The following is a 13,818-nucleotide window of genomic DNA, read 5'->3' as shown; positions in this document are numbered from 1 at the left end:
CCTGCACGCCGCGCCGGCCGGGCGCGATGCAGGAGGTCCAGGGCGGGGCTGGTGGGCCGTGATGGATTCGAACCATCGACCAGCGGATTAAAAGTCCGATGCTCTACCGACTGAGCTAACGGCCCGGATGCCGGCGTGCGGGCCGGTCGCGCATTTTAACTGATCGCGTCCGGCTGCGGTCCGCGGCGCGACATCCCTGAACCCGTTGCCGTGCGACATGGCGCTGCGGTTGAGCTGGCGCAGGTGCGGACGCATAGTCCGGGTGCGCCCATGCCCGTCCACGCCTTCCATTCCGCCGTTGCCCGCTGGTTTTCCAGTGCCTTCCCCGGGCCCACCGAGGCCCAGGCGGCGGCGTGGCCGGCGATCATGGCCGGGCGCAGCACCCTGGTGGCGGCGCCGACCGGGTCGGGCAAGACCCTGACCGCGTTCCTGGCCGCGATCGACGCGCTGGTGCGCGAGGGCCTGGCCAGCGGCGGCGAGCTGCCCGACCGCACCAGCGTGCTCTACATCTCTCCGCTCAAGGCGCTGTCCAACGACATCGCCCTGAACCTGGAGGCGCCGCTGGCCGGCATCCGCCAGGCGCTGGCAGAACTGGGGCTGCCCGAGGTGCTGATCCGCAGCGCCGTGCGCACCGGAGATACCGCGCAGTCCGAGCGCGCGCAGATGCGCAGGAAGCCGCCGCACATCCTGGTCACCACGCCCGAGTCGTTGTACGTGCTGCTCGGTTCGGCCTCGGGCCGGGCGATGCTGGCCGGCGTGCGCAGCGTGATCGTGGACGAAATCCACGCGGTGGCCGACGACAAGCGCGGAAGCCACCTGTCGCTGTCGCTGGAGCGGCTGGAAGCGCTGTGCGCGCGGCCGCTGGTGCGCATCGGCCTGTCGGCCACGCAGAAGCCGGTGGAGGAAGTAGCGCGCTTCCTCGTCGGGCGGGCCAATGTGTATCCCGCGCGCACGGACCTGCCTGGCTGGCATGGCCCGGACCCGCTGGCCGGCAGCGATGCGGTGCTTGGCGGCACTGCGCAGGTCGAGGTGCCCGATTGCGCCATCGTCGATATCGGCTACACCCGCCAGCGCGACCTGGCCCTGGAACTTCCGCCGACCCCGCTGTCGGCGGTGATGTCCAGCGACCAGTGGCAGCAGGTGCATGCGCGCCTGGCCGAGCTGGTGCGTGCGCACCGCACCACCCTGGTGTTCGTCAACACCCGGCGCATGGCCGAGCGCGCGGCCTTCCACCTGGGTGAACTGCTTGGCCGCGAACAGGTCGCCACCCACCACGGCAGCCTGTCCAAAGAATTGCGCCTGGAAGCCGAGCAGAAGCTCAAGCGCGGCGAACTGCAGGTGCTGGTGGCAACCGCGTCGCTGGAACTGGGCCTGGACATCGGTGACGTGGACCTGGTGTGCCAGCTCGGCTCGCCGCGTTCGATCGCCGCGTTCCTGCAGCGTGCCGGACGCTCGGGCCACCATGTGGGCGGCGTGCCCAAGGCGCGGCTGTTCCCGCAGACCCGCGATGAGCTGGTCGAGTGCGCGGCGCTGCTGGATTGCGTGCGTCGCGGCGAGCTGGATGCGCTGCGCATCCCGCCGGCGCCGCTGGACGTGCTGGCCCAGCAGATCGTGGCCGAAGTCGCCGCCACCGAATGGGACGAGGATGCCCTGTACGAGTGGTTGACCCGCGCCTGGCCCTACGCGCGGCTGGAGCGGGCAAGGTACGACGAGGTGGTGCGGATGCTGGCCGACGGCTTCAGCGACCGCCGTGGGCCGCGCGCCGGCTGGCTGCACCGCGACATGGTCAACCGCCGCCTGCGCGGACGCCAGGGCGCACGCATGGTCGCCACCATGTCCGGCGGCACCATCCCCGAGACCGGCGATTACGCGGTGGTGCTGGAACCGCAGTCCACCTTCATCGGCAGCGTCAACGAGGATTTCGCGGTCGAGAGCATGGCCGGGGACATCTTCCAACTGGGCAATGCCAGCTACCGCATCCTGCGGGTGGAGATGGGCCGGGTGCGGGTGGAGGATGCGCAGGGCATGCCGCCCAGCATTCCGTTCTGGCTGGGCGAGGCACCGGGGCGCACCGACGAGCTGTCCATCGGCGTGTCGCGGCTGCGTGCCGAGATTGCGGCACGGATGGCGGGCGCGCGCGTGGTGGCGGTGCCGGTGGCCGCCGACCCGCCGCCGGCCGATGTCGCAGACGGCGTGCCCGCCGTGGACGATATCGGCGAGCCCGCGGTCCGCTTCAGCGTCGAAGGCGCCGAGGACGCCCTGGCCTGGCTGTGCGATGAAGCCGGCCTGGCCACCGCCGCCGCGCGCCAGCTGGTCGACTACCTGGGCGCCAGCGCGCTCGCCCTCGGCGGGGCGATGCCCACCCGGCAGCGCGTCGTGCTGGAGCGCTTCTTCGACGAAACCGGCTCCACCCACCTGGTCATCCACAGCCCGCATGGCAGCCGCCTCAACCGCGCCTGGGGCCTGGCCCTGCGCAAGCGCTTCTGCCGCCAGTTCAACTTCGAGCTGCAGGCCGCGGCCACCGAGGATGCGATCGTGCTGTCGCTGTCCACCAGCCACAGCTTCCCGCTGATCGAGGTGTCGAAGTACCTGCATTCGTCGTCCGCCAAGGACGTGCTGGTGCAGGCGCTGCTGGATGCGCCGCTGTTCCCGGTGCGCTGGCGCTGGAACGCCACCACCGCGCTGGCGCTGCCGCGCTTCATCGGTGGAAAAAAGGTGCCGCCGCAGTTGCAGCGGATGAAGGCCGAGGACCTGCTGGCCACCGTGTTCCCGGACCAGGTCGCGTGCCTGGAGAACATCGTCGGCGAGCGCCAGGTGCCCGACCATCCGCTGGTCGCGCAGACCCTGGACGACTGCCTGCACGAGGCGATGGACACCGAAGGCTGGTTGCAGGTGCTGCGCGGGCTGGAATCGGGTGAGGTCGAAGTGGTTGCCTGCGACGTGACCGCACCATCGCCGCTGGCGGCCGAAGCGCTGAATGCCAAGCCCTATGCCTTTCTCGACGACGCGCCGCTGGAGGAGCGCCGCACCCAGGCCGTGCAGACCCGCCGCTACGCCGATCCGCAATCGGCCACCGACCTGGGCCGGCTGGACGCCGACGCGGTACAGCGCGTGCGCGAGGAAGCCTGGCCGCGTCCGCGCAACGCCGACGAAATGCACGAGGCACTGACCGGGCTGGGCGTGGTCACCGTGGCCGAAGCCGCGCGCGCGCCGGCCTGGGGCGCACTGCTGCAGCGACTGCTGGCCGATGGCCGCGCCACCTGCGTGCTGGCCGCCGGCCGGCAGTGGTGGGTGGCGGTGGAGCGGCTGCCGCAGTTGCTGGCGCTGCATCCGTCCGCGTTGCAGCGGCCCGGCCTGGCCGTGCCTGCGGAACTGGCCGCAGTGCAGTGGAGCGCAGAGGATGCGGCCGTCGCCCTGCTGCGCGCACGCCTGACCGGGCTGGGCCCGGTGACCGTGGCCGAGCTGGCCGACAGCCTCGGCATCACCCCGTTGGCTGCGGACATGGCGCTGTTGAAGCTGCAGTCGCAAGGCTATGCCATGCAGGGCCGGTTCTCGCCGCAGGCCGGCGCGGTGGAGTGGTGCGAGCGCCACCTGCTGGCGCGCATCCATCGCGACACGCTCAAGCGCCTGCGGCGCGAGATCGAACCGGTGGCGCCACGCGACTTCATGCGCTTCCTGTTCCAGTGGCAACGGGTGGCCGAGGATGCACGCACCAGCGGGCCGGATGCGCTGGCCGGCGTGCTGGCGCAACTGGAAGGTTACGAGGCACCCGCGGCGGCCTGGGAAGCCGAGCTGCTGCCGGCGCGGGTCAAGGACTACACCATCGCCTGGCTGGATGACCTGTGCACGGCGGGCCGCACCCTGTGGATCCGGTTGCGTGCCAGCGAGGCCGACCCCGATGCGCCGCGTGGCCACGGCGGTTCGCTGCGCGGCACCCCGGTGCTGCTGTTGCCGCGGCGCAGCGTGCCGCACTGGACCGCGCTGGCCCCGTCACCGGCCGAGGATGCGGTGCTGACTTCGCGCGCGCAGAAGGTGGCCGATTTCCTCGCCGTGCATGGTGCTTCCTTCTACGACGAGATGGTGGCCGGCACCCGCCTGCTGCAGACCGAACTGGAGGACGCGCTGGCCGAACTGGTGGCGCGCGGGCGCGTGCACTGCGACAGCTTCGCCGGGTTGCGTGCGCTGCTGGTGCCGGCCTCGCGGCGGCCCACGCCCGGCCACGGCCGGCGTCGCGCGATGATGCTGGGGATCGAGGATGCCGGCCGCTGGACGCTGGTGCGACGCGCGCAGTCATCAAACGCCGCCGCCGACAGCACGCCTGGCGCCGGCGGGGTGAGGCCCGATGCTGCCACGGCCGCTTCGGCTGCGTCGCATGGCGCGTCCCCGCGCGAGGCTGCCGCCAGCGGTCCGGCCCGCCCGCCCAGGCCGGATCCGGAAGCGGTCGAGCACGTGGCGCGCGTGCTGCTGCGCCGCTATGGCGTGGTGTGCTGGCGCGTGCTCGAACGCGAGGCGGCGTGGCTGCCGCCTTGGCGCGAACTGCTGCGCGTCTACCATCGGCTGGAAGCGCGCGGCGAAGTGCGCGGTGGCCGTTTCATCGACGGCCTGACCGGCGAACAGTTCGCCCTGCCCGAAGCCATCGGCCTGCTGCGCAAGGCGCGGCAGATGCCGCACGATGGTGCAGTGGTGTGCGTCAGCGCGCTCGACCCGCTGAACCTCTCCGGCACGGTGGTCGCCGGGGACAAGGTGCCGCGCATCGCCGGCGCGCGCGTGGGCTACCGCGATGGCGTGCCGGTGGCGGCGCTGGTGGCCGGCGAGATCCGGCCGATGGCTGCGATGGAGGCACTGGACCCGGAAACGCAATCGGCGGCGCGCAAGGCCCTCCTGCGCGAGCCGGGCTCCGGCCCCGAAGCCCTGCTGGCGCGCCTGCACGCCACCACCTCCCTGTAGGAGCCGGCCTCGCCGGCGACCGCGGCGACCGCGGCGCGCCCGTTATCCCTGCTCGCGCACGATCTCCAGTACCGCCTCGCCGTAGCGGCCGAGCTTGCCGCCGCCGATGCCGCCGACCCGCGCCAGCTCGCCCAGCGATGCGGGACGCAACTGGGCGATGTCGCGCAGGGTGCGGTCATGGAAGATCACGTAGGCCGGCACGTTCTGCTCGCGCGCCAGTTGCGCGCGCCACGCGCGCAGGCCATCGAACAGTGCGCGGTCGCCGGAGTCCACGTGCAGGGTGCTCTCGCTGCGACGTTCGCCACCGCTGCCCCGGCCCGGCTTGCGTGCCGGTTCCTCGCGCAGATGCACTGCTTGCTCGCCGCCCAGCACCGGGCGCGCCGTCGCGGCCAGGCGCAGGCCGCCATGGCCCTCGGTGTCCACCTCCAGCAGCCCGGCCACCACCAGTTGCCGGAACACGCTGCGCCAGGCGCTGGTGTCCAGGTCGGTGCCGATGCCGTAGGTGGACAGCTCGTGGTGGCGGAACTGCCGCACCTTTTCCGTGTCTGCGCCGCGCAATACCTCGATGACATGGCTGGCGCCGAACCGCTGGCCGGTGCGGTACACGCAGCTGAGCGCCTTGCGCGCGGCCTCGGTGGCATCCCAGGTGCGCACCGGGTGCAGGCAGTTGTCGCAGTTGCCACAGCCACTGCCGGCTCCGGGCGCGGCGTAGGTCTCGCCAAACGCCGCCAGCAGCGCCTGGCGCCGGCATCCGGCGGTTTCGCAGTAGCCCAGCAACTGGTCCAGCTTGCGCCGTTCCAGGCGCTTGCGCTCTTCGCCGGCTTCGCCCTGTTCGATCATCTGCCGCAGCAGCACCACGTCGCCCAGGCCATAGCCCATCCAGGCTTCGGCCGGCTCGCCGTCGCGGCCGGCGCGGCCGGTTTCCTGGTAATAGCCTTCGATCGACTTGGGCAGGTCCATGTGCGCGACGAAGCGCACGTCCGGCTTGTCGATGCCCATGCCGAAGGCGATGGTCGCGCACATCACGATGCCGTCCTCGCGCAGGAAGCGGCGCTGGTTGTCCGCGCGCACCTGCGCTGGCAGCCCTGCGTGGTAGGGCAGGGCGGCGACGCCGCGGCCGGCGAGGAAGTCCGCGGTCTCCTCCACCTTGCGCCGCGACAGGCAGTAGACGATGCCCGACTCGCCCGCATGCCCGGCCAGGAAATCCAGCAGCTGCCGCCGCGGGTTGTCCTTGTGCGCAACGCTGTAGCGGATGTTGGGCCGGTCGAACGAACTGACGAAATGCCGCGCCTGTTCCAGCGCCAGGCGCTCGGCGATCTCGCGCTGGGTCGGCGGGTCGGCGGTGGCGGTCAGGGCGATGCGCGGCACCTGCGGCCAGCGTTCGTGCAGCACCGTCAGCTCGCGGTACTCGGGGCGGAAGTCGTGGCCCCATTGCGACACGCAGTGCGCTTCGTCGATGGCGAACAGGGCGATCCGGCTGCGGTCCAGCAGGTCCATGAAACGCGCGGTCAGCAGCCGCTCGGGGGCGACGTAGAGCAGGTCCAGGTTGCCGTCCAGCAGGTCGCGTTCGACCTGGCGCGCCTGGCCGGCATCGAGCGTAGAGTTGAGGTAGGCCGCACGCACGCCCAACTGCAGCAGCGCCTCCACCTGGTCCTGCATCAGCGCGATCAGCGGCGACACCACCACGCCGGTGCCTTCGCGCAGCAGGGACGGGATCTGGTAGCACAGCGACTTGCCACCACCGGTGGGCATCAGCACCAGGGCATCGCCGCCATCGGCCAGGTGCTCGACGATGGCCTGCTGCTGGCTGCGGAAGGCGTTGTAGCCGAACACCCGGCGCAGCAGCGTGGTGGCGTCGTGGCGTGGAAGGGTGGCGACGTTGGCGTCGTCGTTGAATTGCTCCTGCATGCGCAAAGGATACCGGCCGGCGATGGGGCAGTGGCGCGCAAGATGGCTGCGTCGTTTGGGGCCACCACGCAGTTGGGGATGGTGTACTGCCCGGACGCAGGCGCGGGGCGCCTGGGATTGCCGCTTCCGTCGGGGCCGCCGCCCCGGGCGGACAGCTCCATCGGTGTATCGATCACACGGCCCCGTTTTGTAGGAGCCGGCCTCGCCGGCGACCGCGGGGCGATGTGGCACGCGTGGCGTGATGCGGCCTGCGGGTGTGTCGGGGTTCGACTTCGGGTGGGGCCGCCGCCCGACCGGGGAGATGGTGCACCCCTCGGGCGCACATCCATGTGCGCACTCGGGGCCGTGGCACATCCCTGTGCCACTTGCCCCATCTCCCCGGCCGGACGCCGTCCATTGGTGTATCGACCACGCGGCCTCGTTTTTTGTAGGAGCCGGCCTCGCCGGCGACCGCGGGGGCGGTGTGGCGTGTGGTGGTGATGCGAAGCTGTTCTCAACCAAGGCTGCGCCTGCCTCCTGGGAACTCATCAGGCGCATCCGAATGTCGGGGGCTGCCCTTGCCGCCGCGCCACGCTAGAGTCAGCGGATGGATGAGAGCCCGCGCCCGATCGACAACCTGCTCCGCATCATGGCCCGCCTGCGCGACCCCCGGCGCGGTTGCCCGTGGGACCTGGAGCAGGATTTCGCCAGCATCGCCCCGTACACCATCGAGGAAGCCTACGAGGTGGCCGATGCGATCGACCGCGGCGACCTGGCCGCACTGAAGGACGAGTTGGGCGACCTGCTGCTGCAGGTGGTGTTCCATGCACAGATGGCCGCCGAGCAGGGCGTGTTCGGGTTCGACGACGTGGCCGCCGCGATCAGCGACAAGATGGTGCGCCGCCACCCGCACGTGTTTGCCGATGCCAGCGTGGACGATGCCCGGGCGCAGACCGCCAGCTGGGAGGCGATCAAGCGCGCCGAACGCGCCGCCGCCGGCGAGACCGATGCGTCCGCACTGGCCGGCATCGCGCGCGGGCTGCCGGAGTGGCAGCGCGCGGTGAAGCTGCAGTCGCGCGCGGCGCGCACCGGATTCGACTGGCCCGGACCCGGGCCGGTGCTGGAGAAACTGCAGGAGGAAGCGGCCGAGGTGGCGGCCGAGTTCGAACGCGGCGATGTGGCCGGCAACCGCGAGCGGCTGGAGGACGAGATCGGCGACCTGCTGTTCGTGGCCGCCAACCTGGCCCGCCACGCCAAGGTCGATCCGGGTGCGGCGCTGCGCCGCGCCAACCACAAGTTCGAGCGCCGCTTCCGCGCGATGGAGCGCCTGGCCGCCGATGCCGGCACCACGCTTGCGGCCATGGACCTGGACGCGCAGGAAGCCTTGTGGGACCAGGTCAAGCGCGCCGAGCGCGCGCCCGCGCCATGAGCACCTTCCTCCTGTTCGTGGTCACCGCGCTGGCCGAGATCCTCGGCTGCTGGCTGGTGTGGTCGTGGCTGCGCAACGATGGCAGCGCCTGGTTGCTGCTGCCGGCCGCGTTGAGCCTGGCGGCGTTCGCCTGGCTGCTGACCCTGCACCCCACCGCGACCGGCCGCGTGTACGCCGCATATGGCGGGGTCTACATCGCCACCGCGCTGGCCTGGCTGTGGGCGGTGGACGGCGTGCGCCCGACCCGCTGGGACCTGGGCGGCGTGGCGCTGTGCCTGGCCGGCATGGCGGTGATCATGTTCGCGCCCCGGCAGGTCTGAGCGCGGGCGTGCGGCCGTGTCAGGACGCCGTGCCGCTGCCGTCGTAGAACATCAGGAAGGCCGCGCCCACGATCAGCGCGAAGGCCGCGTAATGGTTCCATTTCAGCGGCTGGCCCAGGTACCAGGCCGAGAAGCCGGCGAACACCACCAGGGTGAGGATTTCCTGGATGGTCTTGAGCTGCACCACCGAGTACACGCCGCTGCCCATGCGGTTGGCCGGCACCATCAGCGTGTACTCGAAAAAGGCGATGCCCCAGCTGACCAGGATCGCCATGGCCAGCGGCGCGCTCTTGTACTTGAGGTGGCCATACCAGGCGAAGGTCATGAACACGTTGCTGGCCAGCAGCAACAGCACCGGGACGACGTAGGCGGACGGGAGCAGGGCGGGCATGGCGCGGGCGCGGTCGGGAGGGCAGCGCAGGATACGGCAGCGCCCGTCGCTCGCGCCGGCTCATGGGCCGCGGCTGGCAGCGAACCGGCGCCGGTATCCACCAGGGTTGGTGCCGAGCCGGTTCCGGAAGTGGTGGCGCAGGGTCATCGCCGTGCCGAAGCCACTCCTGCGCGCAACCTCGTCCATCCCCAGGCCGGTCCGTTCCAGCAGCTCGCAGGCATGCTGCAGCCGGGCGTCCGTGAGCCAATGCCCCGGGGAGGTGCCGGTGGCTTCCTTGAACCTGCGCAGGAAGGTGCGTTCGCTCATGTTGACCCGGGCGGCCAGTGCACGGACCGGGTGCGGCTGGTCCAGGTGGCGGCGGATGTGGTCCAGCAGCGGCGACAGCGCATCGCGCGGGCGCGGGGCGACCGGTCGCTGCACGAACTGGGCCTGGCCACCGTCGCGGTGGGGCGCGATCACCAGCCGGCGTGCCACCAGGTTGGCCTTCTCGCTGCCGTAGTCGCGGCGCACCAGGTGCAGGCACAGGTCCAGCCCGGCCGCGCTGCCGGCGGAGGTGAGGATCCGGCCGTTGTCCACGTAGAGCACGTCCGGATCGACCTCGATGGCCGGGTGGCGCTGGCGCAGGATGTCGGCGTAGCGCCAGTGTGTGGTTGCGCGCTTGCCGTCCAGCAATCCGGTGGCGGCCAGCACGAACACGCCCGAACAGATCGACAGCAGCCGGCTGCCACGGCGATGCGCGCTGCGCAGTGCGTCGGCCAGCGCGCAGGGCACTGGCGCGTGGGCGTCGCTCCACCCGGGGATGATGATGGTTCCGGCCGATTGCAGGCGCGCGAGCCCGGCATCGGCCTGCATCCGCCCGCCGAACTGGGTCCGGATCGGCCTGCCGCTGATCGATGCGGTCTCGAAGCGGTACCAGTCCTGTCCGGCCTCGGGCCGGTCCAGGCCAAAGACCTCCGCCGCGCTGGCGAACTCGAACATGCACAGGCCGTCGTAGACGAGGACGGCGACGCGCCGGTTGCGCATTGGCGGGATTTGATCGCAGATCGGCATCGCCGCCAATTCTCGCCGCCGCCGTGGCTCGGCACAATCACCTGCACGCCACCACCTGCCAGGCCAGATCATGTCCAACCCCGTCACCGGGATTGCCGCCGCGGCGCCGCAGCAGGCGCACGCGCATTTCCAGGCCCAGTTCGCCTTCGAGACCGACTGCTGGGACGTTCACGCAGCCATGGCCCTGCCGGATCCGGGCTTCGTCCTGCTCGACGTGCGCGGGCCGGATGCCTATGCCGCCGGCCACGTGCCGGGTGCCATCAGCCTGCCGCACCGCAAGATCATCCAGTCCAGGTTCGCGCCCTGGCCGGCCGATCGCCTGTTCGTGGTCTATTGCGCCGGCCCGCACTGCAATGGAGCAGCCAAGGCCGCCGTGCGGCTGGCCGGGCTCGGGCGCCCGGTCAAGCTGATGGCCGGCGGCATCACCGGCTGGATTGACGAAGGCTTTGCACTGGCCCGGGGAACGGCGCTGCACGGATGATCGCCGGCCTGCCTGCCGCTCCGCATGTCCGTGCGGCATCTGCCGGGGACCTGGAGCACCTGCACGGGTTGCGGCATTCGAGCGCGCGGATGCTCAGGCCTGCGCTCACCCCTGGCGCAGTGCCAGCACCGGCGGGGTGCGCAGGATGCTGCGGGTGCCGGACCAGCCGGCCAGCAGGCTCAGCAGCACGCCGCCGGCACCACCGGCCAGCAGGGGTACCCATGGCGGTGCCAGTGCCAGTTCGAACAACTGGCGCGAGACCAGCGCGCCGATCAGTGCCGCCGCCGCGACCGCCAGCACCGCGGCCAACAGGCCAAGCGCGCCGAACTCCACCAGCACCGCGCCGCGCAACTGGCCGTGGCGTGCGCCCAGGGTGCGCAATACCGCGCTGTCGTAGCGGCGCTCGCCGGCGGTGGCCTGCAGCGCGGCCAGCAGCACCAGCACCCCGGCAGCCAGGCTGAAGCCCATCACCAGTTGCACCGCCTGGGCCACCCGTTCGATCACCTCGCGCACCCGTTCCAGGATCGCGTCGATCTCCAGCACCGAGACATTGGGGAACTGGCGCGCCACCGGCGCCAGCGCCGCGGTACGGCCGGAAGGCAGGTGGAAGCTGGAGATCAGGTTGTAGGGCGCATCACCCACCGCGCCGGCGTTGAGCAGCACGAAGAAGTTCACCCGGAACGAATCCCAGTCGGCCTTGCGCACGCTGGTCACGGTGAACGTGCGCTCCTGCTCGCCCAGTTGCAGGGTCAACGTGTCGCCGATCGACATGCCGTAGCGCCGTGCCCAGCCCTCTTCCAGCGACGCCTCGTCGGCGCGGCTGGAGGCATCCCAGTACTGGCCTTCCAGCAGGGTGTTGGCGGGCGGGAAGCCGTGCCGCCAGGAGAAGTTCACCGGGCGGTCGGCGTCGTTGCCGTCGTCGCCTTCGTCCACCTGCGCGCGCTGCGGCGGCTTTCCGTTGATCGCCAGCAGCCGCCCGGTGCCGAACGGTTGCAGGTCCGGATCGGCCACGCCCAGGCCGCGCAACGCTTGGTCCACCGCCTGCGCCTGGTCGCGCTGCACGTTGAGCAGGAAGTGGTTGGGCGTGTCCGCCGGCAGCCGGTCGCGCCACTGCCCGAGCAGGCCCGGGCCGATCACCGCCAGCAGCAACAGCGCGCACAACGACAGCGACAGGCCGACCAGTTGCACCACCGCCAGGCCGCGGCGACGGGTGAGTGCCGCCAGGCCCAGCCGCCAGGCGCCGCGCAGGCGCGCCTGCACCCGTCCCAGCAGCCACAGCAGCGCTGCGCCCGCAGCGGCGGCGATCACCGCCAGCGCCGCCAGGCCACCGAGCACCCACGCGGCCAGTTGCACGTCGCCGGTGGCGTACACCGTCAACGCAACGGTGGCCGCCAGTGCCGCCACGTATGCCAGCAGCGAGGTCGCCGGCAGCGCGGCGAAACTGCGGTTGAGCACGCGCATCGGCGGCACCCCGCGCAGGCGCAGCAGCGGCGGCAGGCCGAAGCCGAACAGGATCAGCAGGCCGATGCCCGCGCCGGCCAGCATCGGCGTGGCCTGCGGCAACGGCATGCGTGCCGGCACCAGGTTGCCAAGTGCTTCCACCAGTGCCACCTGGGCCAGCATGCCCAAGCCGATGCCCAGCGCGCAGGCGGGGATCGCCAGCAGGACAAGTTGCAGGGCAAGCGAGCCGAGGATGTCGCGCTGGCGCGCGCCCAGGCAACGCAGGATTGCCACCGTGTCGATCCGGTGCAGGGCAAAGCGGTTGGCGGCCAGGGCCGTGGCCACGCCAGCCAGCAGCACCGCCAGCAAGGCCGCCAGCGCAAGAAAGCGGCCGGCGCGGTCGAATGCGGCGCGCAGCCCCTGCTGTGCATCCTCCACCCCGACCAGGCGCTGGCCGGGTTGCAATTGCGGCTCCAGCCACTGGCGCATGCCGTCCACTGCATCGGGCGGGCCGGCGAACATCAAACGGTAGGAGGCGCGGCTGCCGGCGCCGAGCAGGCCGGCGGCGGCCACGTCGTGGCGATGCACGAGCAGCGGCGGCGCCATTTCCATCAGTCCGCCGGAGGCATCCGGCTCGGACAGCAGCACCCGGGTGATGCGCACGTGGCTGGCGCCCAGTTCGATGGTGTCGCCGATGCTCACGCCAAGCCCGGCCAGCAGGCGCGGATCGGCATAGGCTTCGCCCGCCGGCGGGCCGCCAGCGTCCTCGGCGTGCAGCCCGGCGACATCGCGCGCTACCCGCAGGCGGCCGCGCAGCGGATGCGCGCCGTCCACGCCCTTGATGGTCGCCATGAGGCTGGACTCGCCGTGGAACAGCACGCTGGGAAAGGTCACCCGGTGGGCGATGGCCAGGCCGCGCTGGCGCGCCTGCTCGGCGAAGCCGGCGGGCGGTTCGGCGCGGGCCTGCACGCCCAGGTCGCCGCCGATCACTTCGGCTGCGCTGGCGGTCAAGGCCAGGGTCACCCGATCCACCAGGGTGCCGACCGCGGTCATCGCCGCCACGCCCAGCACCAGCGCGGCGAACACGGTCAACAGGTCGCCGGCCATGAACTCGCGGCGCAGCGTCCGCGCCGCATGCCGGACCACGTTCATGCGTTGTCCCCGCCCGCGTCCAGCGGCTGCAGCCGGCCACGGTCGAGGCGGTGCACGTGGTGGCAGCGTCGCGCCAGTGCCAGGTCGTGGGTCACCATCACCAGGGTGGTGCCGTTGCGCTGGTTGAGCTCGAACAACAACTGGCTGACCTGCTGGCCGGTGGCCTGGTCGAGGTTGCCGGTCGGCTCGTCGGCAAACAGGATGCGCGGGCGGCCGACAAAGGCGCGCGCCAGCGCCACGCGCTGCTGCTCGCCACCGGAGAGCTGGCGTGGATGGTGGCGGCGGCGATGTTCCAGCCCCACCGCCGCCAGCACTTCCTGCACCCGTGCCGGATCCTCGCGCCCGGCCAGCTCCAGCGGCAGGGCCACGTTTTCCTCGGCGGTCAGCGAGGGCAGCAGGTGGAAACTCTGGAACACGAAGCCCACTTCGCGCGCACGCAAGGCCGCGCGGGCCTCCTCGTCCAGGGTGTCCAGGCGTGCGCCGGCCAGGGTGATGGTGCCGCGGCTGGGCAGGTCCAGGCCGGCCAGCAGGCCCAGCAGGGTGGTCTTGCCCGATCCGGACGCGCCGACGATGGCCACGCTGTCGCCTTCAGCCACGGTGAGGTCCACGCCATCGAGAATGCGTACTTCGCCCTCGGGCCCGGTCGCGGACTTGCCGACGCCGCGGACCTGGATGGCGGTGGCTATGCTGGAACTGGACTGGATATCGATGGGAGGCTCCG

9 protein-coding genes and 1 tRNA gene are annotated in these 13,818 nt (G+C 71.7%); 4 read left to right on the top strand and 6 right to left on the bottom strand.

The window, feature by feature from the left end; genetic code table 11:
- Window positions 1–49: 49 nt before the first annotated feature.
- Window positions 50–125, bottom strand: a tRNA-Lys gene (locus ACEJ41_RS10670).
- Window positions 126–270: 145 nt separating this feature from the next.
- Here ACEJ41_RS10670 and ACEJ41_RS10665 point away from each other — a divergent pair.
- Window positions 271–4,947: a DEAD/DEAH box helicase gene (locus tag ACEJ41_RS10665; RefSeq protein WP_374012253.1), complete on the top strand. Its 4,677-nt coding sequence runs from the start codon at window positions 271–273 to the stop codon at window positions 4,945–4,947.
- Between the two features lie 42 nt (window positions 4,948–4,989).
- Here the strand turns inward: ACEJ41_RS10665 and recQ are convergent, their stop codons facing one another.
- A complete protein-coding gene (gene recQ / locus ACEJ41_RS10660) occupies window positions 4,990–6,855 on the bottom strand; it encodes a DNA helicase RecQ (RefSeq protein WP_374012252.1) in 1,866 nt (621 codons plus the stop codon).
- A 586-nt stretch (window positions 6,856–7,441) separates the two neighbouring features.
- Here recQ and mazG point away from each other — a divergent pair.
- The gene (gene mazG, locus ACEJ41_RS10655) at window positions 7,442–8,263 is read left to right on the top strand and encodes a nucleoside triphosphate pyrophosphohydrolase (protein ID WP_374012251.1); all 822 of its coding nucleotides are present in this window, start codon (window positions 7,442–7,444) and stop codon (window positions 8,261–8,263) included.
- A complete protein-coding gene (locus tag ACEJ41_RS10650; protein ID WP_374012250.1) occupies window positions 8,260–8,583 on the top strand; it encodes a YnfA family protein in 324 nt (107 codons plus the stop codon). The genes mazG and ACEJ41_RS10650 overlap by 4 nt, the downstream gene beginning before the upstream one ends.
- A gap of 19 nt (window positions 8,584–8,602) precedes the next feature.
- On the opposite strand, the gene ACEJ41_RS10645 is transcribed toward ACEJ41_RS10650, so the two are convergent.
- Together ACEJ41_RS10645 and ftrA are read right to left on the bottom strand one after the other, a co-directional pair.
- Window positions 8,603–8,974 carry a DMT family protein gene (locus ACEJ41_RS10645; protein ID WP_374012249.1) on the bottom strand — a complete coding sequence of 124 codons (372 nt, stop codon included), beginning with the start codon at window positions 8,972–8,974 and terminating at the stop codon, window positions 8,603–8,605.
- Window positions 8,975–9,034: 60 nt separating this feature from the next.
- Entirely contained in the window at window positions 9,035–9,997 is a 963-nt protein-coding gene (gene ftrA, locus ACEJ41_RS10640; protein WP_374012248.1) for a transcriptional regulator FtrA, read from the bottom strand.
- Window positions 9,998–10,094: 97 nt separating this feature from the next.
- Between ftrA and ACEJ41_RS10635 the strand changes: the two genes are divergently transcribed.
- Window positions 10,095–10,505 (top strand): rhodanese-like domain-containing protein, encoded by a 411-nt coding sequence (locus ACEJ41_RS10635; protein ID WP_374012247.1) that lies wholly within the window; start codon window positions 10,095–10,097, stop codon window positions 10,503–10,505.
- A gap of 105 nt (window positions 10,506–10,610) precedes the next feature.
- On the opposite strand, the gene ACEJ41_RS10630 is transcribed toward ACEJ41_RS10635, so the two are convergent.
- Window positions 10,611–13,097 carry an ABC transporter permease gene (locus tag ACEJ41_RS10630; protein WP_374012246.1) on the bottom strand — a complete coding sequence of 829 codons (2,487 nt, stop codon included), beginning with the start codon at window positions 13,095–13,097 and terminating at the stop codon, window positions 10,611–10,613.
- Window positions 13,094–13,705, bottom strand: a complete 612-nt coding sequence (locus ACEJ41_RS10625) for an ABC transporter ATP-binding protein (RefSeq protein WP_374012245.1) — start codon at window positions 13,703–13,705, stop codon at window positions 13,094–13,096. The genes ACEJ41_RS10630 and ACEJ41_RS10625 overlap by 4 nt, the downstream gene beginning before the upstream one ends.
- Window positions 13,706–13,818 lie beyond the last annotated feature (113 nt).

Source organism: Pseudoxanthomonas koreensis (assembly GCF_041890415.1).
GTDB lineage: Bacteria > Pseudomonadota > Gammaproteobacteria > Xanthomonadales > Xanthomonadaceae > Pseudoxanthomonas > Pseudoxanthomonas koreensis_A.
This window is presented reverse-complemented; position numbering and strand designations above follow the sequence as displayed.

Excerpts from the sequence above, each read along its gene's own strand:
- ACEJ41_RS10665 (WP_374012253.1), top strand. The coding sequence starts at position 271 with ATGCCCGTCCACGCCTTCCATTCCGCCGTTGCCCGCTGGTTTTCCAGT.
- recQ (WP_374012252.1), bottom strand. The coding sequence starts at position 6,855 with ATGCAGGAGCAATTCAACGACGACGCCAACGTCGCCACCCTTCCACGC.
- mazG (WP_374012251.1), top strand. The coding sequence starts at position 7,442 with ATGGATGAGAGCCCGCGCCCGATCGACAACCTGCTCCGCATCATGGCC.
- ACEJ41_RS10650 (WP_374012250.1), top strand. The coding sequence starts at position 8,260 with ATGAGCACCTTCCTCCTGTTCGTGGTCACCGCGCTGGCCGAGATCCTC.
- ACEJ41_RS10645 (WP_374012249.1), bottom strand. The coding sequence starts at position 8,974 with ATGCCCGCCCTGCTCCCGTCCGCCTACGTCGTCCCGGTGCTGTTGCTG.
- ftrA (WP_374012248.1), bottom strand. The coding sequence starts at position 9,997 with ATGCGCAACCGGCGCGTCGCCGTCCTCGTCTACGACGGCCTGTGCATG.
- ACEJ41_RS10635 (WP_374012247.1), top strand. The coding sequence starts at position 10,095 with ATGTCCAACCCCGTCACCGGGATTGCCGCCGCGGCGCCGCAGCAGGCG.
- ACEJ41_RS10630 (WP_374012246.1), bottom strand. The coding sequence starts at position 13,097 with ATGAACGTGGTCCGGCATGCGGCGCGGACGCTGCGCCGCGAGTTCATG.